This is a genomic window from Cryobacterium frigoriphilum (assembly GCF_004403305.1).
GTDB lineage: Bacteria > Actinomycetota > Actinomycetes > Actinomycetales > Microbacteriaceae > Cryobacterium > Cryobacterium frigoriphilum.
Window position 1 is genome coordinate 33,908 of record NZ_SOHE01000048.1, and the last position, 22,951, is coordinate 56,858.

At 62.1% G+C, this 22,951-nt stretch carries 28 protein-coding genes and 1 pseudogene; 14 read left to right on the forward strand and 15 right to left on the reverse strand.

Annotated features, from left to right (window positions below; translation table 11 throughout):
• Nucleotides 1–2 precede the first annotated feature (2 nt).
• Both E3T55_RS10955 and E3T55_RS10960 read left to right on the forward strand, forming a co-directional pair.
• Nucleotides 3–650: an ABC transporter ATP-binding protein gene (locus E3T55_RS10955; protein ID WP_134519608.1), complete on the forward strand. Its 648-nt coding sequence runs from the start codon at nt 3–5 to the stop codon at nt 648–650.
• Complete coding sequence (locus E3T55_RS10960; protein ID WP_134519609.1) at nt 647–1,753, forward strand: FtsX-like permease family protein; 1,107 nt, start codon at nt 647–649, stop codon at nt 1,751–1,753. Before E3T55_RS10955 ends, E3T55_RS10960 begins: the two co-directional genes overlap by 4 nt.
• 56 nt (nt 1,754–1,809) lie before the next feature.
• On the opposite strand, the gene E3T55_RS10965 is transcribed toward E3T55_RS10960, so the two are convergent.
• Complete coding sequence (locus tag E3T55_RS10965) at nt 1,810–2,289, reverse strand: hypothetical protein (RefSeq protein WP_134519610.1); 480 nt, start codon at nt 2,287–2,289, stop codon at nt 1,810–1,812.
• A 565-nt stretch (nt 2,290–2,854) separates the two neighbouring features.
• Between E3T55_RS10965 and E3T55_RS21205 the strand changes: the two genes are divergently transcribed.
• From E3T55_RS21205 to E3T55_RS10985, 4 genes are all read left to right on the forward strand, one after another.
• Nucleotides 2,855–3,205, forward strand: a complete 351-nt coding sequence (locus E3T55_RS21205) for a carboxypeptidase-like regulatory domain-containing protein (RefSeq protein ID WP_134519611.1) — start codon at nt 2,855–2,857, stop codon at nt 3,203–3,205.
• 93 nt (nt 3,206–3,298) lie between these two features.
• Nucleotides 3,299–4,006: a PadR family transcriptional regulator gene (locus tag E3T55_RS10975; RefSeq protein ID WP_241993012.1), complete on the forward strand. Its 708-nt coding sequence runs from the start codon at nt 3,299–3,301 to the stop codon at nt 4,004–4,006.
• On the forward strand, nt 4,003–4,722 hold the full coding sequence (locus E3T55_RS10980) for an ABC transporter ATP-binding protein (RefSeq protein ID WP_134519613.1): 720 nt from the start codon (nt 4,003–4,005) through the stop codon (nt 4,720–4,722). The genes E3T55_RS10975 and E3T55_RS10980 overlap by 4 nt, the downstream gene beginning before the upstream one ends.
• 17 nt (nt 4,723–4,739) lie before the next feature.
• A complete protein-coding gene (locus tag E3T55_RS10985; protein WP_166791756.1) occupies nt 4,740–7,526 on the forward strand; it encodes an FtsX-like permease family protein in 2,787 nt (928 codons plus the stop codon).
• 262 nt (nt 7,527–7,788) lie between these two features.
• On the opposite strand, the gene E3T55_RS10990 is transcribed toward E3T55_RS10985, so the two are convergent.
• Nucleotides 7,789–8,733 (reverse strand): CU044_5270 family protein, encoded by a 945-nt coding sequence (locus E3T55_RS10990; RefSeq protein WP_134519615.1) that lies wholly within the window; start codon nt 8,731–8,733, stop codon nt 7,789–7,791.
• A 38-nt stretch (nt 8,734–8,771) separates the two neighbouring features.
• Complete coding sequence (locus E3T55_RS10995; protein WP_134519616.1) at nt 8,772–9,347, reverse strand: RNA polymerase sigma factor; 576 nt, start codon at nt 9,345–9,347, stop codon at nt 8,772–8,774.
• Between the two features lie 263 nt (nt 9,348–9,610).
• On the opposite strand from E3T55_RS10995, the gene lepB reads away from it, so the two are divergent.
• The 3 genes from lepB to E3T55_RS11010 all read left to right on the forward strand — a co-directional run bounded on the left by lepB (nt 9,611) and on the right by E3T55_RS11010 (nt 11,715).
• Nucleotides 9,611–10,342 carry a signal peptidase I gene (gene lepB, locus E3T55_RS11000; RefSeq protein WP_134519617.1) on the forward strand — a complete coding sequence of 244 codons (732 nt, stop codon included), beginning with the start codon at nt 9,611–9,613 and terminating at the stop codon, nt 10,340–10,342.
• Nucleotides 10,343–10,452: 110 nt separating this feature from the next.
• Nucleotides 10,453–10,851 (forward strand): VOC family protein, encoded by a 399-nt coding sequence (locus E3T55_RS11005; protein ID WP_134519618.1) that lies wholly within the window; start codon nt 10,453–10,455, stop codon nt 10,849–10,851.
• A gap of 273 nt (nt 10,852–11,124) precedes the next feature.
• Complete coding sequence (locus E3T55_RS11010) at nt 11,125–11,715, forward strand: GNAT family N-acetyltransferase (RefSeq protein WP_134519619.1); 591 nt, start codon at nt 11,125–11,127, stop codon at nt 11,713–11,715.
• Nucleotides 11,716–11,928: 213 nt separating this feature from the next.
• Here E3T55_RS11010 and E3T55_RS11015 read toward each other — a convergent pair whose 3' ends face one another.
• The 10 genes from E3T55_RS11015 to E3T55_RS11060 all read right to left on the reverse strand — a co-directional run bounded on the left by E3T55_RS11015 (nt 11,929) and on the right by E3T55_RS11060 (nt 17,537).
• The gene (locus tag E3T55_RS11015) at nt 11,929–12,237 is read right to left on the reverse strand and encodes a hypothetical protein (RefSeq protein WP_134519620.1); all 309 of its coding nucleotides are present in this window, start codon (nt 12,235–12,237) and stop codon (nt 11,929–11,931) included.
• A gap of 168 nt (nt 12,238–12,405) precedes the next feature.
• Nucleotides 12,406–12,666 carry a type II toxin-antitoxin system RelE family toxin gene (locus E3T55_RS11020; protein WP_134519621.1) on the reverse strand — a complete coding sequence of 87 codons (261 nt, stop codon included), beginning with the start codon at nt 12,664–12,666 and terminating at the stop codon, nt 12,406–12,408.
• A 21-nt stretch (nt 12,667–12,687) separates the two neighbouring features.
• Nucleotides 12,688–12,933 (reverse strand): type II toxin-antitoxin system Phd/YefM family antitoxin, encoded by a 246-nt coding sequence (locus tag E3T55_RS11025; protein ID WP_134519622.1) that lies wholly within the window; start codon nt 12,931–12,933, stop codon nt 12,688–12,690.
• A 125-nt stretch (nt 12,934–13,058) separates the two neighbouring features.
• Nucleotides 13,059–13,643 carry a recombinase family protein gene (locus tag E3T55_RS11030; RefSeq protein ID WP_134519699.1) on the reverse strand — a complete coding sequence of 195 codons (585 nt, stop codon included), beginning with the start codon at nt 13,641–13,643 and terminating at the stop codon, nt 13,059–13,061.
• A 157-nt stretch (nt 13,644–13,800) separates the two neighbouring features.
• Nucleotides 13,801–14,301 (reverse strand): peroxiredoxin, encoded by a 501-nt coding sequence (locus E3T55_RS11035; RefSeq protein WP_134519623.1) that lies wholly within the window; start codon nt 14,299–14,301, stop codon nt 13,801–13,803.
• Nucleotides 14,302–14,364: 63 nt separating this feature from the next.
• The gene (locus tag E3T55_RS11040) at nt 14,365–14,775 is read right to left on the reverse strand and encodes a GNAT family acetyltransferase (protein ID WP_134519624.1); all 411 of its coding nucleotides are present in this window, start codon (nt 14,773–14,775) and stop codon (nt 14,365–14,367) included.
• Nucleotides 14,776–15,274: 499 nt separating this feature from the next.
• Nucleotides 15,275–15,781, reverse strand: a complete 507-nt coding sequence (locus tag E3T55_RS21210) for an HXXEE domain-containing protein (protein ID WP_166791757.1) — start codon at nt 15,779–15,781, stop codon at nt 15,275–15,277.
• Between the two features lie 107 nt (nt 15,782–15,888).
• Nucleotides 15,889–16,290 (reverse strand): hypothetical protein, encoded by a 402-nt coding sequence (locus E3T55_RS11050; protein ID WP_134519626.1) that lies wholly within the window; start codon nt 16,288–16,290, stop codon nt 15,889–15,891.
• Nucleotides 16,277–16,474 (reverse strand): helix-turn-helix transcriptional regulator, encoded by a 198-nt coding sequence (locus tag E3T55_RS11055; RefSeq protein WP_134519627.1) that lies wholly within the window; start codon nt 16,472–16,474, stop codon nt 16,277–16,279. The genes E3T55_RS11050 and E3T55_RS11055 overlap by 14 nt, the downstream gene beginning before the upstream one ends.
• 829 nt (nt 16,475–17,303) lie before the next feature.
• Complete coding sequence (locus tag E3T55_RS11060) at nt 17,304–17,537, reverse strand: hypothetical protein (protein ID WP_134519628.1); 234 nt, start codon at nt 17,535–17,537, stop codon at nt 17,304–17,306.
• Nucleotides 17,538–18,086: 549 nt separating this feature from the next.
• On the opposite strand from E3T55_RS11060, the gene E3T55_RS11065 reads away from it, so the two are divergent.
• The 3 genes from E3T55_RS11065 (at nt 18,087) to E3T55_RS11075 (ending at nt 20,858) form a co-directional block, all read left to right on the forward strand.
• Nucleotides 18,087–18,557: a hypothetical protein gene (locus E3T55_RS11065; protein WP_134519629.1), complete on the forward strand. Its 471-nt coding sequence runs from the start codon at nt 18,087–18,089 to the stop codon at nt 18,555–18,557.
• A gap of 57 nt (nt 18,558–18,614) precedes the next feature.
• Complete coding sequence (locus E3T55_RS20570; RefSeq protein ID WP_198418558.1) at nt 18,615–19,358, forward strand: VOC family protein; 744 nt, start codon at nt 18,615–18,617, stop codon at nt 19,356–19,358.
• Nucleotides 19,359–20,048: 690 nt separating this feature from the next.
• On the forward strand, nt 20,049–20,858 hold the full coding sequence (locus E3T55_RS11075; RefSeq protein ID WP_134519630.1) for a hypothetical protein: 810 nt from the start codon (nt 20,049–20,051) through the stop codon (nt 20,856–20,858).
• A gap of 136 nt (nt 20,859–20,994) precedes the next feature.
• On the opposite strand, the gene E3T55_RS11080 is transcribed toward E3T55_RS11075, so the two are convergent.
• A complete protein-coding gene (locus tag E3T55_RS11080; RefSeq protein WP_241993013.1) occupies nt 20,995–21,507 on the reverse strand; it encodes a hypothetical protein in 513 nt (170 codons plus the stop codon).
• A gap of 102 nt (nt 21,508–21,609) precedes the next feature.
• Nucleotides 21,610–21,687 (reverse strand): annotated as a pseudogene (locus E3T55_RS21215) (DUF2510 domain-containing protein); the annotation flags it as partial.
• A 169-nt stretch (nt 21,688–21,856) separates the two neighbouring features.
• Here E3T55_RS21215 and E3T55_RS11085 point away from each other — a divergent pair.
• Both E3T55_RS11085 and E3T55_RS11090 read left to right on the forward strand, forming a co-directional pair.
• Nucleotides 21,857–22,255: a TA system antitoxin ParD family protein gene (locus E3T55_RS11085; protein ID WP_134519632.1), complete on the forward strand. Its 399-nt coding sequence runs from the start codon at nt 21,857–21,859 to the stop codon at nt 22,253–22,255.
• A gap of 3 nt (nt 22,256–22,258) precedes the next feature.
• The gene (locus E3T55_RS11090; RefSeq protein WP_134519633.1) at nt 22,259–22,825 is read left to right on the forward strand and encodes an ATPase; all 567 of its coding nucleotides are present in this window, start codon (nt 22,259–22,261) and stop codon (nt 22,823–22,825) included.
• Nucleotides 22,826–22,951: the final 126 nt, after the last annotated feature.

The following is a 22,951-nucleotide window of genomic DNA, read 5'->3' on the forward strand; positions in this document are numbered from 1 at the left end:
CCATGGGCGACACTGTTCGGCTCGCCGCCCACGGCATCACCTTCGGGTACGTGCCGTCCGCGCCGATCCTCACTGAGTGGAGCGCGGACTTCCACGCCGGGGAGGTGGTCGCCATCACCGGTCCGTCCGGGCGCGGCAAATCCACCCTCCTCTACGTGCTCGGTTTGATGCTCAAGCCCACTGCGGGGCAGGTGAGCATCAACGGAGCGGATGTTGCCCACCAGCGGGACGCCGACCGCGCGAGCCTCCGCGCGAACCAGTATGGCTTCGTCTTTCAGGATGCCGCCCTCGACGCGACGCGCACGGTGCTGGACAACATCATTGAAACCACGTTGTATCGCGGGACGCCGCGGGGGCCGGCGATTCGGCGGGCGCAGGAGCTGATGGACCAATTCGGCGTGGCCCTGCGGGCGGGGGCAAAACCGGGCCAGGTGTCTGGCGGGCAGGCGCAACGCATCGCCCTGTGCCGGGCACTGCTCAACGACCCCCAGATTCTGCTGGCGGATGAACCCACGGGCAACCTGGACCCGGCCTCGTCTGATCTGGTCGTGGATGCCCTGCACGCCCAGGCGCACAGCGGCGCGGCCGTCATCGTCGTCACCCACGACCCGGCCCTGGTCGCGCGCTGCGACCGCCGCCTCGAACTATGACCGCGCTACGCCGGTGGGTAGCCGTGGTGCGCGAAGCGTTGGCGACCGCGTGGGCGCAACCGGTCGCATCCGTTGTCACGATCGTCATGGTCGCCGGGATGTGTGCCACGGTGCTGCTGACCACGGGCCGCACCGTCGGTGCCGAGCAGGCCGTGCTCGGCTCGATCGACTCCGAAGGAACGCGGTCGATCGTTATCCGAGCCGAGCCCGACGCCGGACTTGACGCGACCGTGCTGGAGCGGCTGGCGCACATCGACGGGATCCAATGGGCGGGAGCGTTTGGCGGCGCCCAGGACGTAACTAACATTCAGTTCCCGGGCGCGACAAAGATCCCGCTGCGCTTAGTCTGGAGCAGCCAGCTCGAGCACCTCGGAATCACCACACTGCCGCCCGTGGCTGATGCGTCGGTGTGGGCGTCACCATCCGCATTGGCGGGCCTGGGGATGCCGGACGCCGTCGGGGGAGTCCTCGACGGTTCCGGCATCGACTTCGCGGTCACCGGACATCTGACCACCCCAGACTTCCTTGCCTTCCTTGAACCGCTCGCCCTCGCCCCGCAAACCGCCGACACCCCGGGAACCGTTTCCGTGCTCGTCATCATCGCTGACCGCCCCGACCTCGTTGCACCGGTCAGCGAAGCAGCACAGTCGGTGCTTGGCGTCTCCGATCCGACCAAAGTCACCCTCACCACCAGCGAAAACCTCGCCGCGCTCCGCGAGATGGTCGAAGGACAACTCGATTCCTTTGGCCGTAGCCTCGTCATCGTCATCTTCGCGTTGACCGCGATGCTCGTGGCAGCGATCCTCTATGGCCTGGTGATGCTGCGCCGCAAAGACTTCGGACGTCGCCGTGCGTTGGGCGCCTCCCAAACCCTGATCATCGCCCTACTGCTGACGCAGACCGGGGCCCTCGCCTTGGTCGGCGCCACCATCGGGAGTATCGCCGCAGGGATCGGGTTGGCAGCGTCCGGCGATCCGCTTCCCGGCTGGGACTTCGTCGGCGCCGTCGCCCTGCTTTCGACGACCATCGGGGTGATCGCCGCGCTGCTGCCGGCGTTGGCTGCTGCCCGCCGCGACCCGCTCAAAGAACTCCGCGTGCCGTAGCCGGTCTCGACAGTCGCGTATTAATGAGCAATCGGAGAGGATACCGGTGCGCTCAGCTACCAGAGTTGAGGTTGAGGACAGGCCTCGATCAGTTCGTCGTAGAGTTCGTCAGGAAGGTCGCGGTAGGGCGTGTACCCGGCATTCGAGTCGACGAAGGCTTGGTAGGACGGAGCGTCCGGAAGGTCAAGTCCTGTTGCTCGCAGGCACTCCAAAGACGAGCTCATCAGGTCGTAGCCCTTCTTGAACTCGTCAGTGTTGAGTGTGCGGACTTGATTTACTCCGGTGACGTCAAAGCAGTCGTCCACGTCAGCGGAATACACCTCCTCCTGCTCAGAAGGAAAGCTGCTCTCGATTCCCCCGTCCGAACTCAGCACGGCGTCCCAACCACGGTCGGACAGGCATTGGACCATCCGCTCGTTGCCCTCCGCTTGCGACGAAGGGCGGGGTTTCGAGGTGTCCGAGTGTGAAGTGCAACCTACGAGACACACCGCGGCGAGAGTCAGAATCGTCGCCAAGCCGAGAACGCGTCCACTCATATTTTCTACCTTCTCGAACGCGGCGAGGGGGGCCCTTTCCACAGTGCTTTGAGTGCATCTTGGCAGATTTCAGCCGGCCGGGCTGTACTGCCTTCCTGGTCCGCGACCTTTAAGGCGACCCGGGCTACTGCGGCTGCGGGCAGGCGACGCGTGGACCGGAGGCCTCAGCACAACCGGCGGCTTCAGCCTGGTACTGCTCTTCTTGTTTCACCCCAACTTTCTCCGTGACGCAGTCATAGATAGACAGGGCGTACTCCTGATTCTCGGTCAGCACGGTAGCGGGCGACGTGGTTGGCTCCGGTACCGCGTTTTCGGAACAACCAACCAAGACCGCCGACGCCACTACCAGCCCGCCACCACGGAAAATCGCTTGAATTTGCACATGGTGCAGAAACTCCCCCTAGGTAAAGGACGAGGCTAGACCTTGCTGGTTGCGTCCAGATGGCAGGTGTTCGCTCAGCGCGCTCGTACTCGGCCGTCCGATTTCAAACTGTCCCGTTGCGGGGTCCCCCATGCGGGCGTCCCGAATTGGCCGCGGTACCGAACCCTCCAATAGAGTCGACGCATGCGCTCGCATAGGTCAGAGATCGGGGAGCGGTGGTTTGTCGTCGCTGCCGTGGGCGTGATCTGTGTCGCCACGTTGACGGGCTGCGTCGTGAAGCCGAACCTTGGTCAGATCGACGGGACCGTGACGGCGGCTTCGGGCCTGCCCGCCACCGGGTGCGGAATCACGATGGTCGTGATTTCAGGTGGTCCGGTACCGGAACTGGCGGCCGTTACGAGCGCTGCGGGGACCTTCAGCTGGCCCGTTCCGCCCGGACGCTACGAGGTGACCGCTTCGTGCGATGGGGTTCCGATCCACGCCTCTGTTGACGTTGTGGCTGATGAAACTGTGGCAGTAGATATGGCCGAATGAGCCTCGGCCGGCGCCTCGCATCCGTTCTGTGGAACGTCTCCGGCGGGGCCGCGACCATGCGGACGATCCCCGCCATGTCCTATCAGCCAATTGATGCATGTCGAGTGTGTATATACTCGGCATGTAAGGGCCGTGTTGGTCACTGGATTGCGGGGAGTCGTCGTGTCGGTACGTCAGAGCATTTTGGCCATTCTTGATCAGGGCCCCAGTTACGGGTACAGGTTGCGTGCGGAGTTCGAGCGTCGTACAGGCTCGACTTGGCCGATCAATGTCGGGCAGATTTACAACACTCTCGAGAGGTTGGAACGCGACGCCTTCATCGTGAAGCGTGAGACCGACACAGACGGACACGTCTTCTACGCCATCACCCCGGCGGGGCACACGGAAGTATTCGAATGGTTGCGGTCCCCGGTGCCGCGCCCGGCCACGACGCGGGATGAATTGGCGATCAAGCTGGCCCTCGCGGTGACGCTGCCCGATGTGGACATCGACGAGATCGTTCGGGTTCAGCGGATGTCGACGATGTCGACCCTGCAGCAGCTCACCCGGGCTAAGAACGCCGGCGATGATCCCGATTCGACGGATGAGCTCGCCTGGCTTCTCGTTATCGACTCGCTGATCTTTCAGGCCGAGGCAGAGATCCGCTGGCTGGATCATTCTCGTTCCCGGCTGGCTCGGGCGACAGCCAAAGGGCTCTCGGCCAGCGAGAATCCCTCGGAGCCGCGTCGGCGCGGCCGGCCGGCGCGCGCCGGCGCGCCCATCATCGACGAGCGCACGGACGACGCAGAAGCCCTCCGATGACTGTCGAGCTGCTTCGGTTGGACGGGGTGTCCCGGCAGTACGGGCGCGGCGAGACCGCGGTCACCGCTCTGGCCGGTATCGATCTGACGATCATCGCGGGCGAGATGGTGGCGGTGATGGGGGCATCCGGCTCGGGTAAATCGACGCTCCTGACCATTGCCGGCGGCCTGACAGCGCCCACGTCGGGGGAAGTCGTGATCGATGGTCAGTGGATCAGTGCGATGACGGCAAAACAGCTGGCCGTGCTGCGCCGCCGCACCCTGGGCTTCGTGTTCCAGGATTTCAACCTGATTCCCGCACTGACGGCCCTCGAGAACGTAACACTGCCTCTGGAACTAGACAGTTGGCGCAGCCGCGACTCACGCCGTGCCGGACTCGATGCCCTCGCGTCGGTTGAGCTGGCCGATCGGGCCGGCGCCTACCCCGATGATCTCTCCGGGGGACAGCAGCAACGGGTCGCGATCGCTCGCGCCATTGTCGGACCGCGCAAGCTGATTCTCGCTGATGAGCCAACCGGAGCGTTGGACACGCAGACGGGTGAGGCGGTGCTGCGGATGCTGCGTCATCGGGTCGACGCGGGCGCCGGAGCGATTCTGGTCACCCATGATGCGCGGCATGCTGCCTGGGCTGACCGGATCGTGTACCTGGAAGACGGCCGAATCGTCGGACAGACGTCGGCCGGATCTGCCGACGAGCTTCTTGGGGCTGGGCGATGATGTCGGGCAGATCGAGGATGGCGGGCCGGAGCCGACTGGCCCCGTTCCGAGCGGCGCTGCGCTTCGCGCGGCGTGACGCCTGGGCGGCCAAGGCCCGCAGTGCCCTGATCGTGGCGATGGTCGCGATCCCCGTGGCCGGCCTCAGCGGCGTCGCGCTGGTGGGGATGAGCATGATCCCGACAATCGACGAAACCCTGGCCGCCGAACTGGGCCAGGCCGATGCCCGCATCAGCGTCGTCAGCAGCCCCGACTCCTCCCTCATTCAAAGTCCCACCCGGCCCGGCTGGCACCAGGACGAGATGGACCCGGCCGGGATGCCGGTCAACACGCAAGCGGATGCGGCGCTGGCCGATCCGGCGTCCCTCATCACACCCGGTGCGACGCTGGTCCCGATCCGCTCGGCCGACGTAACCATCGAGACGGCGACCGGTATCGCCGGGATGAGCGCCGTCGAAGGTGAGACCTGGAACGTGGGCTTCGCGCCCAAATACACGCTGGTTGCTGGGCGCGCGCCATCCGCTGACGGAGAGATCCTGGTCACGGCCGCCGCGCTGGAGCGGCTCGGCACGAACCTGGGGGAGACGGTGTCGCTGCGCGACCCGGAACGCCCCGCCACCGTGGTCGGGGTGCTCGATGGCGCGGAGTATGCTGACGCGAGCCTGGCCGTGTTCGGAGCGCTCGGCACCTTCACGGGAGATCGCGAACCGCGCATCGGGGAGGACGACTTCTATCTCTTCGGGCAGCCCTTGGATTGGGCGGCCGTGCAACAGCTCAACCAGTCCGGCGCGGTCGCCCTGTCGCGGTCCGTGTTGCTGAATCCGCCGCCAGCGGGGACGTATGAGCTGCAGCAATCCACTGACCTGCAGGGTGTTGCGACGACGGTCGTGACGTTGACCACGGTCGGCGTCATCTTCGCGGTGCTGGAGATCGCCCTGCTCGCCGGGGCGGCGTTCACCGTGGGGGCTCGGCAGCAACAGCGCACCCTGGCCACGGTCGCCAGTGTCGGCGGTCACCGGCGCACCCTGTTCCAGATCGTGACCGCCAGCGGCCTGGTCCTGGGGCTGGCCGGCGGCATCGTCGGCGTGATAATCGGTGTCACCGGCGGTTCCCTGTTCATGACCCTGACGTCCGATGGCAGCGCCGTGCAGTACTGGGGCTACCACCTGTCGATTCCCGCGCTCGTGGGGATCGTGCTGTTTGCCATGGTGATCGGCTGGATCGCCGCGGTGCTGCCAGCCTGGACCGCCTCCCGCATGGACGTGCTCGCCGCTCTGCGCGGAGCCCGACGGGCGCAGACCGCGCCCCAGACCCGACGTCGCTGGGCCGGCGTCTTCATCATCGCAACCGGGGTCGCGATCACCGCCGGCGGCGCCTGGGCGGGAACGGCGAGCTTCTCTGCCCCGGGCGTCATCACCAACACTTCCCTGTATCAGCTAGCCATCATGCTGGTGCTCTTCGGCCCGGTGCTGGCGCAGGTCGGCGTGCTGCTCGTCGCGACGGTCGTCCTCGCTTCCCTCGCCCGAATCGTGGCACGGGTGGGGTTGGGGGCGCGGCTGGCGGCCCGTGATGTGGTGCGCAACCGGTCCCGTTCCCTGCCCGTGCTCGCGGCGATCATGACCACCGTGTTTTTGGGTACCGTACTGCTGGCGTTCTTTGGCGGGTCCGACGAATCCAATCGCGCCAGCTACGACCGCTGGAACGCCGAAGGGCAACTGATGGTCGAGCTGGGTTCCTGGGCCGAGGATGGCACGCAGAGTGTGTATCCGGTCGGCCCGGACGTCGCGACGATCCTCACCACCCAGCTCGGCGCCGACGAGGTGAGCGTGCTCTCCGGGGTGCGGTCCGGCTCAACCGGGCCCGCCGACACCGCGGCCCACCCCACCGTCGCGTTGCGGCCCGAGGTCAGCTGCGAGCTTCAGAGCGGATCCAACCCGGCCGGCGCCTGCAACTCACCCTTCTGGCTGTTCTCCACCGGATCCACACCCCAAATCTGGACCGGAAACCTCGCCGACCTCGCCCTCATCCTCGATGCGGACGTCTCCCCGCAATCTCAACGCACCCTCGAGGCCGGGGGAGCAGTCTCGCTCTACCCGGAATATGTGCAGGATGACGGCACCATCCAGATCGAGTGGATGCCCGCATCCGCTGCCACCGACGACGGTAACACCGCAGACGTGACGGCGATCTCAACGACGGCAGTGCCCGCTGTGGTGCAGGAACCCGCCCATCCGATCCATTTCAGTGTGTTCATGCTCGACTCCACGGCGACGTCTCTCGGGATGGAGCCGGTACCGTACCGGGTACTCGCGTCCTTCGCGTCGGCTCCCGACGAGGCCGCCCAAGATCAGCTTCGGGCCTCACTCGGGTCCCTGACCGGTGGCCCCGAACTGGTGGCCCGTTACGAGCGCGGACCGGGCAGCACTATCGACACCTCCGGCTGGGCGCTGGTCGCCGTCGCCGCCCTGGTCGCCTTCGCCGCTGCCGCGGTCGCTCTCGGTCTTGCCCGGGCAGACGGCCGGCGCGACGACGTCACGCTCAGCGCCGTCGGTGCCAACCCGGGCCTGCGCCGAAGCGTCGGATTCTGGCAAGCCGTGCTCCTCACCGGAACCGGCGCCGTGCTTGGCGGCGTCCTCGGGCTCCTCGGACCCGGGATGCTGGGCCTGGTCGATCTGATGCCCTTCGCCCCGCCCTGGCCGCAGCTGTTGCTCCTCGTCGTCGGGCTCCCGCTCATCATCGCCGCCGGCAGCTGGCTGCTGACTCGACCCGCACAGTTCGACGAACGGCTGCAACGCACCCTCGCCTAACGCGGGTCGTCCCGGTAGTCGTTCCCCACACGGGCGGGGAATGGAAGGCAATTCTGCGGCCGACAGTCCTCCGACGGGGTCCTCGCAGCGAGAACCGCCGACAGGGTTTCCCCTGGTCGGCGGTTCTCGAATGATGGGAAAGCTCAGCCCGCGTCTGGCCAGGCCGTGATGTGGACCGTTTGCGTCGGCGGGAGGTCGAGATCAGCGGGACCGATGACGACGCCCGTGTCGACCGAAAGGCCTTGGTTGCGCGCGTCGGTCATCATGGTGTGGTGTCGACGACAGTTGTTGTTACGGCGGTTGCTGCCCAAATAGTTCCGGCTGGGGCGCCGAAACCGGCTTTGGTGCGCACGGTGCGTTCTCCGATGAGTTCACCCGTCTCGGGGTCGATGATGATGTCCTGTCGTTCGTCACGGCTGGACTCGATTCGACCCAGGGCTATTCCGGTTCGACCGTTCAGTGTCGCCTGACCGGGTATGGCCTCGATGCCGGGGACCAGGGCTGCTGCGCGATAGAGCGCGGATCGCAGGTCGGCCGGTGCGGTTCCGGTGCGCAGAAGGGCGGTGATGCGCACCCATGCGTCCTCGTCTGGGTTGTTCGATCCGCCGTTGTACTCCGACCGGATGTATTCGTAGAGTTCTTGCGGATCGCGCGGTAAAGCATCCGTGGACCTTGCTGGGTCGGGAGCTCCGTAGAAGGCAGCATCCTGTGCACGGAAGATGCCATTGGTGAGGGGATCGTTCGGCATCACGGCCCAGTTGGCCAGCGCCGAAGCCTCGGCACCGTCTCCAAAAAACTCCGTAGGAGCGAGATCGTGACGCTCCATCACCCAATCGGCGTCCGGATCGCCCGGCTTATAGACAGTGATTGTCGACGGGGAGATCCACGTCACCGGTTCGCCGTCGCCTGACCGTCCGACGGTCGCGTACGCGGCCTCAGTCGCGATTTTCAGGTACTCACCGGGTGCGGCCACGAGATCCGAGCTCGTGATTGTCAGTGCGGCAGCATCGTTGAGGATGGTGGCGGCTTCAGCTGACGAGCCGTTCCCGCTGGGAATTATCACGCCAGCCAGGATGACGGCAGCGGCTGCGACGGCTCCGACCGAGGCGAATGCGATGCGTCGCCGACGAATGACGACGGGACGGGTTCGAATTGAGGCCGCAGAAGCTTTATCCGCAGTGATTTGCTCCATGATGTTTTGGTGCATCGTGCGTACCTGTTCGTCGGTGGGGCCAAGTGTGCTGGTCATGACAGTCCTTCGTTTTGAGAGGCTAACGAAATGCGTAGGGTGCGGCGCAGCCGAGTGAGTCGGTTACGCACGGCGCCGGCCGTGGTCTCGAGCTGATGCGCGGCATCGCGGTAGGACAGCTCGTCGACGAGGCAGAGCCGGTAGAGCTTCTGGTCGCTTTCCGACAATCGTGCGACTGCCGTTGCGATTGACGCTCCGAGCTGACGATCGAGAAGAACATCTTCGGGGCCCGGCCGCGGATCAATCATTTCCGTGGATCCATCGAGAGTTGCGCTGTAACTCTTCCGTTTGAGTCGGTTGAGGCTCAAGTTCCGAGTCGCCGCCAGAAGCCACGGAAGTAACGAGACATCCACGACTCTGATCTCAGCCCGCTTCGTCCATGCGAGTATGAAGACATCCTGGGTGATGTCCTCGGCGCCAGCCGTATCGCGGAGCATCCGCAGCGCGTAGTGGTAAACGTCGCGGACATACTCTTCGTATAGCGTGCCGAACGCGGCACGATCTCCGCGCTGAATGGCTTGGAGTCTCGCCCTGTCGGAGCCTGTGGGGCCGGCCCGTTTTGTATGCCTCATACCCAATAGTGTCTCGGACCGTTGGATCGTCTCGAATTCAGTCGACGATGCAATTCACAACCGGTTCTCGTTGCGCCCGCGTCGAGCTTTCTTGTCAGCGCCCACGGACTACTTTTCACAGTAGCGTCGACATTCCTTGCCGGCCAGCACCCCAGCGTCTCGCAGAAGGTTCTCGTATGGTGACGGGGAAGCTGAGTGACTTGCGATGGCTCGCTGGGATGGGCGGTCAATAGCAGTTTGACTGACTGCCCTAGGCTCAGGGCATGATGACAGCCGACGCAGCCACACGCTCCGCACGGCGGCGGGCCGGCGTTGGGTCTCCTGCGTTGAAGTTCGTGCGAGACCTCGTCCTCGTCGTGGTCATCGCGATCCTGATCTCAGCCCTACTGAAAACTTTTGTCGTGCGTTCGTTCTACATTCCATCTCCGTCGATGGAGAATACGCTCTTGGTCAATGATCGAATCATTGTGAATGAACTCGTTCCCAACCTGATCCCGATTGAACATGGCGACGTGGTCGTCTTCACCGACCCGGGAAACTGGCTTCCACCGCAGCAACCCGCGCCGCAAAATCTCTTCAGTGCGCTAGACGTTGCATTTACGGCTGTGGGGCTGAGCGCCGGCGACAGCAATAATCACCTCGTCAAACGAGTCATCGGCCTACCCGGCGACACCGTGGTCTGTTGTACCGCCGCCGGACAGCTGACCATCAACGATGTCGCCATCGACGAGCCCTACATCCAGATTCCTGACGATCAATCCCAGGCGACTAAAAGTCCGTTTACGGTCACCGTGCCCGACGGAAATCTTTGGGTCATGGGCGACAACCGATACAACTCAGCCGATTCGGCCTTCCACTTTCTCAACGGCCCGCCGGGGGCCGGCTTCGTCCCGATCAGTAATGTCATCGGCCGGGCAGTCGTGGTGAGCTGGCCCGCCAAACACTGGGGCTGGCTCGGCCACTACCCAGAAACCATCGCGTCAGCAGCCCGCTGACTAAGACCAAGACCCCCCAAGACGGGATGGTTATTTCATCAGCTGAAATTGTCCCGTAAGAGGTTCCTCAGTGGAACAGGCGCCCGTGACGTTTATGGAACGATGGTGACATGGCAGTCGGGGTGCATCACATCGAGATTTGGGTTGGTGACCTGGACAGCGCGCGAACATCGTGGGGCTGGCTGCTTGTGGCCCTTGGCTGGTCCGTCGATCAGGAATGGAACACTGGTATTTCCTGGCGATGTGGCGAGGTCTACATAGTCATCACTCGACCGCCCTCCGTCTGCGGCGATGAGCATGATCGTCGTCGTCCGGGGATGAACCACATTGCCCTCCACGGAGGGACTTCAGCTGATGTCGACCTCATCGTCGGTCGGGCATCAACCCACGGCTGGACTGAGCTATACGCGGATCGGTACCCACATGCAGGAGGCCCCGACCACTACGCCGCGTACCTCGAAGATGGAGCCGGTTCAAAGGTCGAAGTCGTCGCCACATCGCCGCGCTGACGCACCCCCTGAAGATTTTCAAGTCCGAGCTTTAGGACTGTGCCAGTCTCAATGGATGAAGTTGCCGCCGACCGCTAAACCTCTGACGTGTGCGCGCCTCCTGTTGGAACCGCTGTCGGTTGCGCACGCGTCGTCGATGGTAAGAGTTTTGGCCGATCCCTCCCTATACGAATTCACTGGCGGGGAAGCGCCTTCGCTGAGGGAGTTAGAAAACCGCTATGCCGCTCAAGTTGTGGGGCACTCCGCGGACCGCTCGTCGAAATTGACGGGACGATGCTCACGGCCGACATGGACTGGGTGATTTCACCGAGCTGGCAGGGATGTGGGTTTGCTTCCGAAGCAGCCCAGGCAATGCTCGAATGGTTGCGCTCCAACGGAGTCAACCGCTTCACGTCACACATTCTCCCCGCTATTTGCGCCTCCATACGCGTCGCACAAAATCAAGCGCTACAGGCGACGTTGTCGAGGAAAGATGGTGAAATCCGTTGGGAATCCCAATCACCTCCTAGCGAGGTCGCTGACGTCCGTGCTCGCCAAGGGGCTGTCGACTTTGCCTTGGTGCAGCGAGACGGCCAACGGGCTCGCCTTCTCATCTCCCTACCGTCCTCAGGAGCACCGCAGTACTGGTTGTATGCGGACCCCAGCGATACCGCAGATTGGGTCAGCCAACTGCTGATTTGGATTGACGAGGAGGTATTCACTGGGGGACTTAGCGGCAGCCGAGCTCGGTTGAATATCGCCGGCGATAGTTACGTCATAACCGAGAACTACGGTTGGCGGCTTGAGGGCGCCGCTGAACACGCCAGACTGAGCGCCGCCGCCGCCGCCGGCCCGTCCGGTTGGCATGCCGGCGGACTCAACTGACAGACAACAGACAGCGATCCGGGTTCCAGTTGGCTCGATCGACACAAAGAAATCATTGCGGCCCCCGCCACTCGAATTTTTACTTGCCGTGTCGCAAATTTCCTGCCCGTTCGGAGCCCCGCAACAGGTTCGGTTTACGGGAACGGGACGGGGACTAGCATCCTTACCGAGTCGGTCCATCATGATGACGATGTCAAGTGACCGGCCATTGAATCATCGCTTTAGGCTATCCGCTGTTCTCACATACTTCTTCATGAGAAAAGTGAGGGAAGATTGGCCTTCTCGCACGTTTCTCACGAGATCGGCGTCCAACTGCATCGCGTCCGCGACGGCCTGGTGAGATGAATCCTCGTCTAGATTTTGCAGCAGGTCATCGAGTTCGCTCGCGAGCGCCTCGGCGCTCCGCAGTGCCGCCTGCAGTGCCCGCGAAACGCGAACAGTTTCCGAAATGCTAGGTGCATCCGGAGTGATGACCGGCGGCTGGCCGGACGACACCGAGAAGGTCATATGTGCTTCTGACATGCTCCGACTGTACGTCAGCCTTCCAGATCCCGCCGCGCCAGCACCCCTCCGGCTCTGATCCGGTTGATTGGTTGGAGGGGCAGCGTTCGCGTACTTGTTGCGATTTCCGTAGCAGGTTGCCTTTCAGGGCACCCCGCCCCAAGACCTTGCCGTCCTCGTTCGCTCTGTTTAGCGGTACACATCACTGCGGTGGCCGACGCGCAGCACGAGGACGATGAGTTTGTCATCCTCGATTTCGTAGACGACGCGATACTCACCGATTCGGATGCGGCACTCACCAACACCGCCCGCGAGCTGGATATAGCCGTGAGGGCGCGGGTTCGCGGCGAGGTCCTCGATGGCCTCCTTGATTCGCTTCCGCTCATTCGGATGGACCTTGCGGAAGGCTTTCGCAGCGGAGGGCTTGTAAGTGATTGAGTAAATCGGCATGGGCGAGCCGCTCGCAACGGCTCAGAGGCCCAGCTCGGCCATGAGCTCCTCGTGCGAAATGCCGCCTTGCTCGCGACGCGCCTCGGCTGCGCCAAGAACGTCAGCTTGATCTTCCAGAGCCTGAAGGGCACGGTCAAAGAATTCCGGGGAGACAACGACGGCGCGACGTCTGCTACCACGGCTGAGAACCTCAACGGGCCCGCGCTGTGCGGCGTCGAGCACCTCGCTCTGATGTGCGCGAAAATTGCTAAGAGTCGTCGTTGTCATAGCTCAAAAGTACATCTTGTACATGTAGGTGTCAAAGGTTTTCCAATCGCGGTTCTGTTTGAGGGGCGACTGTGTCGTTGCCAGACCGGCTAATCCGGCAACGAGATTTCGATTGAGGGTCCCTTTCAATGGCCCGATTCGAACTGACGTTGAATGGTTCGGTAGACGGTCGAGCGCGCAACGTGGAAGAGTTCCGCCAATTCTGCGCTGGAATGTAGGCCGGCGCTGTGTACTTCGATCAAGTGTTTCTGCTGCGCCGCCGACAGTTTGGGCTGCTTACCGCGAAGCCGTCCTTTCGCCGTGGCCACCTGCATTCCCTCCCGCGTTCTGGCGCGAATCAGATCCGACCCGAATTCGGCGACCATTGCCAGGACGTTGAAGAGGAGGCGCCCGACGGGGTCGTTCGGATCGTGTACCGCTCCGCCGATGCTGAGCTTGACGTCTTTGGCTGTCAGCTCGTCGATGATGTTTTTGGCATCCCGGAGTGATCGCGCGAGTCTGTCGAGTTTCGCAACGACGAGGGTGTCTCCGGTGCGACAGGCGGCCAGGGCTTCGCGAAGCCCTGGCCGGGCCCGGTTCGTTGCGGTCAGACCATGATCGGTGTAGCTCAGTGACGATCTAGCGCCCAGTCGTTCCAGGGCGTTCTGTTGGGCGGTGAGGTCTTGTTCATCGGTGGACACGCGTGCGTATCCAATTAGTGATCCATCCATGGCGAAACCATCCCGCTCCGCTGTGAACGGGTCAAGAATCGTCGCAGTGGGGGTCCGGCTTGCGGGCATCCGAAGGTGGCGGCCCCCAGCGGTCAGTTTGAGACGATCAGTCTGCGGGATTTGCGCGTAACCAGTCACGAACTTGGTCTGCATGACCTTACGCCGGGAAATCGGGATAGAACACATGCCTGACTGTTTCTCCGTCAGTAACAAGAGTCATGCGTTTGAGAAGCGTCACGCCTTCGACCGTGAAGGTGAGGAGTTTGAGCGCCTCTGTCAATCGTCCCTTCTCATCCGAGACGAGTCGGTACGGGAGGTGAATCCGCTGGACGGCCTCGTGTTGATAGGCCGAGCTCTGCACCGAGAGCCCGATCACGTTTTGGGCGCCAGCCTCATTCAGCTCGACCAAACGGTCACGAAAGCTGCATGCTTCGGCGGTGCAGCCTTTTGCTCCGGGGATGTCTGCCCATCCGATTGGCTCGGCCTGGCCAGGCACGCACGTTCGTGGATAGATAAACAGGATCCAGCGCCCGGTTGAGCACTTTTTGATGCTCAACTCGCCGCCCGATGTCGATGCAAGGTCGATGTCAGGCAGGTGCAATCCGATCAATTGATCAGCGGCACCGTCATCGAGGGGCGTCGGAAGGGTTTTCGCCATGTGGTTTCATTTCGTGGTGTGGTCGAGGTCAGACTTGCCAAAGGTGGGATCAGCGGGAACTACTCAGGTCAGTCGCTTTGATCGAACCTGAACTTCAGCGGCTTCGTAGCCGAGGTGCTCATAGAAACCGAGTACTGTTTCGTTGGTCGAGCGGACCATGAGTTGGACTTTCACGGCGCCGTGTTTTCGCAGCCAGTCTTCCGCCGTTGACATCAGCTGCCGTCCTAAACCAGTTCCACGTTGGCTTTCATCAACAGCCAGGTAATACACCCAGCCGCGGTGTCCGTCGTGGCCAACCATCACGGTGCCGATCAATCGGTCATTGTCGAAAGCCCCCAGCACGGTCGATGTCCCGCCGTCGAGTGCACGCTGCAGGTCAAGCTCCGGCGGATTCCAGGGGCGGGTCAACCCGGCTCTGACCCAGAGTGACGTCGCTGCACCGATGTTTGCCGAAGTGAGGTCGCGAATCTGCATAGCCCTAGTTTGCCGTCATCATCGCAGACCCAATGCCGTGAGACGTTGGTCGTGAGGGCGCGCTACTCCGGTGGCCGAGCGGTCCTCGTCAAGCAGAGAGAGCTGCCGTGGGGGATACTGCATTTATGGGGAAGAGGAAAGATTCGCTCGCATGGTGGTCAGTTATTGTGATTGTGGCCCCCGCGATGGGGTTTGGCGTGTTTTTACTCGCAGAGGCATCATCTTTGCAGACCGTGTTGGCCGGAGGCGTTCTCGTCCTCGTCGCACTCACTGCGGTTTTCAAGGCAGTGCTGAGCCTGCGAAGGTTGTCGCGATCAACGGGGTCGTTTTCCGCGCAATGACAAAGCCGATGGACGTCTTTCGGCGTTGCGGACGGAATTGACATGACCGCCACACTGGTTGCGCATCGTTTCGGGACCGGGACTGGGACTGGGACAGCGGCGGCGGTGGCCGGCGCTGCCTAAACACCGAAGCTACCTGCGCTACGTATGCGGGTTTCTTACCCGCGCAGGTTGCGTGTTCCGAGGACGATGCGTGAAATGACGTGTGAACCTAGTGCTGCGGCGAACAGAAGTGCCCCGCCACGCGCGGTGTCAGATGGCAGGAGCGGTGAGCCGCTTCGACGGAGTTGAGCCCGCGCTACTCGCGCCCCGGGAAACATCACCAACGGCGCCGTGATTAGACCCGCTGTGTAGCTCTTGAAGGAGATCGAAGTCGCGATGTGCGTGACCACATGAGCTTCCAATCCAGCTAACACCGCTCGGTAGAGACGTGATTTTCCCTGGGAGCGTGTGCCGCGAACACAAGCCACGCCAACCAGCACTCCCATGAGCGCGATGGCGAGCACGGATTGCGTCGGAGAAACGACCACCCGGTCCCTGCCCAGACGCGCGGCGAGCAGTCTAGACGTGGCCGGGAAAGTAAACACTTCTTCGACGTCGTGCACAAGCCAAGCGGCGAAGAGTGCCACCGCAGCGATCCGGGTTCCAGTGGGCTCGATTGACACAACGAAATCATAGCGGCCCCTACCGCCTGAACTTTTGCTTGTGGTGCCGGCGCAAATTTCGTGCCCGTTCGGAGCCCCGCAAGGGCCCCCCTTGCGGGCAGCTGGACTCAGCTTCGCTTCACAGCGTTTGAGTTCGCCATGCCCCAAATGACGGACAGCATAAGTAGCTGTGCAGAAACGACGCCCACGAGTTGGGGGAGAAAGATTATGGCGAGCACGACTTCGACAACGGACAGGATCAGGGCGGCAGCGCCGACAGTTGCGAACCCTTGGCGTGCAAGGTCGCGGTCACGTTCATCGCGATACTCGATACCGTTAATCCGGGTGATGTCGCGGGCGTTCGGCCGACGCGCGTAGAACGCAGCGCCAAGCCCCGATAGGCCGAGAATGAGCAACCATATTGCGCCGACCCAATTCTGTGTGAGAGCCGCAATAGTCGCTCCGACACAGAGCGTGCTGACCAAGATGATGTTGATGGTCGAGATGCGTGAGCGGTTATTCGTCTGCAATGTGAAACACTTCCTCAACGGTGGATTCAAAGTATCGGGCCAGGCGAACGGCAAGAACCAGAGATGGATCATAGCGCCCGGTTTCGAGGGCATTTATGGTCTGACGGGAAACTCCCAAGACCACACCAAGTGCGGCTTGAGAGAGGCCAGCGGCTTGCCGCCGCGCTCTGATCTCGGATTCCATGTGACAAGTATGCTTTACAGTCGGTATCGTGTCAAGTGGGCTTGTCAGGTGATGTGATGGCCGCGAAGGCGTTCCCCAACGGGGGTCGTGAGGGATGCGCTACTCCCTGATTCTGGTGGCCAAGCATTCCTGGCCAAACCGACAGTGCTGCCGTACGGGATACTGCAGTTATGGGGAAGAGAAAAGAATCGCTCACGTGGTGGTCAGTTATGGCGATCGCGGTCCCCGCCATAGGGTTTGGCGTGTTTTTACTCGCGGAGGCCTCGTCCAAGCAGACCGTGCTGGCCGGAGGCGTTCTCGTCCTCGTCGCACTCACCGCGGTTTTCAAGGAAGTGTTGAGCCTGCGAAGGATATCTTGATCATTCGGGTGGTTCTCCGCGCAATGACAAAACCGATAAAAATCTTCAGGCGTTGGGGACGGAATTGACGTGACCGCCGCACTGGTTGCGCATCTTTTCGGGCTGTTGACAGCCGCAGCGGCGGCCACCGCTGCCGAGCTGGAGATTCACACGGACCCACATTGGGATCCCTTCGCTGCGGCAAACGGATTGTTCTGACGGCAGCCATCCCGCAAGAGGGTTCAGGATTCGGCGTAGCGTGGAGCCACGAGTTGAAACTCGAGGTGGGCATCGACTGTCGCATCCTTCTTCGTCCGCTACACAATTTCTGCCAAACACTCCGCGTTCGAGCTACACCGCACGAGTGACGTCCGTCACACAATTTGATCTGCTCAACGACCTGGCTCTGGTTCGGGTACCAACACCTGTGGATAGACAAAACAGAGGGGCAGCCCATGTGGGCTGCCCCTCTTCAAAAGCGGGAAGGGTCGTTAGCGTCCCTTCGGACCCGCAGAGTTCTCGCGTTTGAAGAACCAGCGGCCCAGAAGGGTAACGAAGATTCCAATAAGCACGACGCCGTCGACGATCAGAAACGCGCGCATCCCATTACTTGACGCGATCGTGGCGGCATTAAAGGCCAGCAACCCGCAGAACACCATCCCGACCCAGCCCACTATCTGACTGCCGCCTGGCCGCTTGGCCTGACCATCTCGTCTTTCGGTCACGGTGTTCTCCTCCAGTTCCTGTATTCATCAGCAGGCGAAATTCCCGGCCGTGTCGTGCTTCTATCGGATCACTCTACCGAGGTGGGCCGCCCACGCGGCCGCCGCAGTCCACGGGCCAGGTGCGGAAGCGATTAGAGACCCATAGAAGCCGCCAACCAGTCTTCCGGCCTGACCGCAGCACGGCCCAAGATCCCGCGCAGATCGAATGGCCGTCGCAGCCGAGGCCACAGCTGAGGCGCATGAGTCGTGGCTACGGTCGAGGATACGGAGGAAACCGAGTGGGTAGACGCCATGGCCGGGGCACCAGTTGTCACCGTTCCAATCACCATTGCAATGACGAGTGCCCCATCAGCGAGCGTCGCTCTATACCCGAGGTCGAGGTGCTCGAGACCCGTTTAACGTTGGTGAAATGGACAGTTTCGGCGCCAGTGCACCCGTCCACGAGTATGGGGGACCGATCCGCGAGTATGGGGGACCGATCCGCGAGCGTGGACAACGGAGGCCGTTGAAGGTTGGCTGGAAAAGGAATCTCGGGCCTATGAGATCCCGTTGGCAGCGATTCCCAGTGCGGACTACCGCAATGATGAAGAGGTCCGTGAAGACCTGATCTACAAGCTGTACACAATCACGCATCCTGATGTACTTCAACGCCTGTACAGCGCAGAAGAAAAAGCGATGAAAGACTGCGGCCCTGAGGCCTACGAGCGCTATTGGAGGCGCCTGTTCCTGGGGCAGAAGCATCGCCCGGGTGCTGTGTCGCTGGACGACAACGGAACGTTGGAGGACCGCCTCGCACGCCCTTTCCCATGGATCAAGCTTCTCAGCGTTCAGGATCAGCGCACATGCGCAAGGGACATCATCGACACTGCCCGCGGTGCCTTCGTCGTCAATCAGCTCGGGCGGATAGTCACGGAGATCAAGGCTTGGCGGAACACTGCGGAAGCGGTCGCTGCCGGCTGGGGTCAGGATGAAGCAGAGTGGTTGCGCGAACCGGTGACGGTCACGAAACCCCGCGTCTAGTGCACGCAAAAGAAGGTCCCGTCTCCCGTCTCCCGGCCACTCAAGTCATCAGAATTCGTGATCGAGCACGCCACGAGTCAAGCCGCCGCCGGATGGCGCGACGTCGTCGCAACCCAGAAAAGCTCTGCTGCGGATGACAGTGAAGATCCTCAACGTGTTCACGAGACATCCCAACCAAACGAAGTAGCAGCGGCTGTTAACGATCGCCACTTCAGCGGCTTCCCCTCATTCGTCCCGTTAGGGGTTCGGCTTGCGGAACGGGCGTGGACGCTCTTGCTCATCCCGATGGCGTCGGCCAGTCGCCCGATCGAGATCCCACCGGTTCCCTCGACGGTTGCGAGACGAACGATCGTAGGGTTGAAGTACGCACGAACGATCGTGCTCATTCGAATCCAGGAGGAACCATCGATGTCGATATTCCCACCCATTGCCCATGTGGCGCTCACGGTACGAGACCTCGAGGTGAGCGTTCCGTGGTACACGGCGTTGTTCGAGGACGAGCCAGTGCTCGATGAGGAGACCGGCCCCTTCCGCCACGTCGTCTGGATGGTGAGCGGCACCCTCGTCGGGCTGCACCAGTTCCCCGACTCGGACGTGACGACACCGTTCAGCGAGCGCCGTGCGGGTTTGGATCACGTCGCATTCGGCGTTGCGGACCGGTCCGAGCTCGAGATTTGGGAGAAGCGCCTGGACCAGCTCGGCGTCAGCCACGACACCATCAAGGACGCCGGATACGGGTCAGGCCTGTCTTTCCGCGATCCTGACGGGCTGCCGCTAGAGTTCTTCGCGCCGCCGGCCTGAGAAGGAGCAGCACCGCCTTGGTTGAGCGTTCGGGGATAGCACCGGTCGCTCAACCAAGGGCACGCACGAGTGAAACCGTTGTCCACGGCAGGAAGCCGACGAGCAGGAGGCCTGTGCTAGCGCCTGTCTGTCGATCGACTATTTGTCGCTAACTCGGCGATTAGTGTCGGATACGCTCTATAAATGTCATTACTGGCCAGATCATGACAGGAGCGACGAGGCGCCGACGCGTAAAGATACGGCCCAAATTCTGTCCCACCACAAACCATCGGTCCCCGGGTTCAAATCCCCGTCGCCCTACAAAAAACGCGCCCCGCTGGTCGAGGCGCGAGGAACGAGCGATCGAGACCCGGTAGGCCGATCCTTGAAGGTATTGCGAGTTCCTCCCGAGACTCTTTCTTCTGAGGAACCAGTGGCTGAAATGGGGTCAGGACCTATGGAGATCGGCTCGGTCTCGAGCCTGTATGAATATTGGCTTCTGTGGGCTCCACCCGTCGTGCTCGATGGCTGGTGACGTTCGCTTGACGGCCGGCCGATGCACGAGGCCGTGATCGCGCGTAGTGAACTGTACGAGGCCCAGTTCGCCGACGCGCTCACCGACGGACAACACCCCTGTTGCCTCCTGTCGAACGGGAGTAAGGTGCAGGCACCTGAGGATGTCAAGTGCCTGCGACGCCGTGTGGAGGTCAGATGCTCCGCGCACTACTCACCGCGATTGTCAGCGTAGCGCTGATTGGTTTAGGGGCACCAGTTGCTCAGTCTTCTTCCGACGGACCCGGTTGCTACACGAACGCGCCAGACCGCGTAGATAATCCGTCCGACGGTGATGACGTCGTCATCTGCGAATACACCTCCGGCGGGTGGATCGCGCGCAACGACAGTGACACGATCTGGGCGGTTACCTCACCTGTACTGCGGATTTTCGACCTCTATAAGAATGAGGTGAGGTCTCGGCTCTTTCACACGTCTGCCAAGAGCTGGTACCCGTACATATTTCTCGCTCCTGGTGACGAGGTAATCATTCCCGCCGACGCTGGCGGTGTGCGGCTCTCGATCCAACCTGACCTCGCGCTGGCATGGATCATGTTCGATCAGCTCGCCGACGAGGTCGAAGAGCAGAGCACAGAACTTATCGGCGACGTGGTCGGCGGAAAGAGTGCACGTCGTGCCGCGCTCTGGCAATGCAGTCTCGCGATGTACAACGCAGCGCGTGAACTCGACGAGTCGGCGATGTGGCAGGCCGATCCCAAATCATTGTGGGAGTTTGCACAAAGCTCCGTCGAAGACGGAAGCGAATGCACGACGGCTTGGAGCAAGGCGAGAAAAGTGAAAGCAGAAGTTCCGTTCCCGAAGTACCGGAACGTGGTGCTTGAGGTCACACGGGACGCCGATCTCACGGCGCAGGCGATCGCGCGGCTATCCGTGGCTCAGGACACGCTCGACAATCTCGGTTTGAGGTTTGTCTGCTCGTTGCCGAAAATCCGTGGTGTCGGATGCTGAGGCGCAGCGCAGCCCGCAGCGACGACGAAATTCATGCTGAAGCACGGCGCCCGCATGCGCGCATTCGCCACGGCCTACGTGGCGAATCCGGCGCGCATGAAACTCACGGCCGCGCGCCGTAGATTTCTCAGAGTTTTTAGCGATTCGCTGTTACGGTCATTGATTCTTCGCGCCTAATTGCTGGAACTAGGGATGCGAGAACAGCGCAGGCTAATCCTGCTGTGAAGAGATACAAGCCTATCCCTGGGGTGATATCCCACAAGAGGCCACGGGCGCCGTCGGCCAACATTGCAAGGCCTTGGCCTGCAAATGAGATGTCTGTCCCTTCTTTCAGGCCTGAGGTCGGATCGCTGATGAACCTCCAATGAGAGATAGCGAGCAGCGCCGGAAGCGTGATAGAGGCAAGAGCACCGAGACGCCATATCAAACCGAGGAATCTAACACGGGTGACAAGCAGGAGAAGACCCAAAACACCAAGAATCATGGCGACGGAGAGACACAACAGGAGGGCTGGTTCGTCCAGCCTGTACCCGCTGGACGGTGTAACGGTTAAATTGACTACTTTGAGCACGCTGAGTGCAATTGGCGGCCCGGTAAAGTTCGCCAGTGCTTGAGTGACCGCGAAAGCAACCAAAATTGCGCTGAGCACGATCCCCAATCCGGCGACTACGTGGTTTCTGCGATGTCGCACTGCAGTGAACTCGGGCGGTCCGCTGTCGAGGGGAGGCAACCAGACAACGCCAGGCGCTACGTGATCGGTCCACTGAATGCCGTTCCAATACCTTTGCTGGCCATCCGGCTGTGGATACCAACCCGCCGAACTGCTCATGAGGCCTCCCCTGCAAAGCGGCTTCGTACACTGAGCGGTGAAATGTGTCCGAAACCGCGTGTCTGTGAATTTCACGTGTGGGGATCATAGCGAGTTTTGGGATTTTGGACAGAAGATGTCTGCATCCGCAAGGATTGGACAGCCTGTAGCAACTTGCTACACTCGATGCATGAGCAAGACGATGCCGATGCGGGTCGAAGGCGACCTCTTTGAGGCCGCGAAGTCTGTTGGCACTGTTGCAAGCCGCAGCGCGGCGCAGCAGATCAGCCATTGGGCGCGAATCGGGCGCGAGCTCGAATCCTCACCGGGAACGAGCCTGCGTGACATTCAGCGCGTGCTGGCGGGCGAGGCTGCGTACGATGACCTCGGCGAACGTGGCCAGGCACTAGTGCGGGCAAACTGGGATGAGCAGCTAGACGAACGACGTGCCAAGCTGAATTTCGGTGCGGAGTTCACACAGTCCGGGCGCTCATGGAGCGAAGCCGCCGAGCAGGATGGCCATCTCGTCAAACGTCACCCACGCACTACTGCTGCCAACACCGCGGGTACCGACGCCACCGACGCCTGACCGGTGCCTGTCCTTCATCTCCTCGCCGGCCCGAACGGCTCAGGAAAGACCACCTATGTCACCCACCTCTTGGAACCGGTGACCCACCTTCCGTTTGTGAACGCCGACGTTATCGCCGCCGAGCGCTGGCCGGATTCCCAGTCAGCGCATGCATACGCCGCATCTCGCGCCGCGGCTGAAGAGCGCGCGCAGCTGCTGGCGGCCGGGTCGTCGTTCGTTACCGAGACGGTGTTCAGCCACCCGAGCAAGCTCGACCTCGTTGATGACGCAATCGCCCGCGGCTACCTCGTGCACCTGCACGTCATCCTGCTCCCCGTGGACGTGGCTGTGAGCCGTGTTGCTGAGCGCGTGCAGCACGGTGGTCATGACGTGCCCGAGCAGAAGATCCGCGAGCGGTACGCACGACTGTGGCACCTCATCGCTCGTGCCCGGACTACGGCTCATCGTGCTGAGTTTTTCGACAACAGCTCGGCCAGACATCCGTTCCGCCGAGTCGCGCAGTACGAGCATGGTCTGCTCATCGGGGAGCCTTCCTGGCCTAACTGGGCGCCGGCAATACTCACAGCCTGACGCCGTCGCGTTCCCGGCGCTCTCGGCCGGTGAACAGATACGCAATCACGGGTACGCTCGATGAGGTGCGTTTGCAGGACTTGTTAACGTGCCGCTCGGCGGGCATTGTTCCGTCGCGCTCGGCTT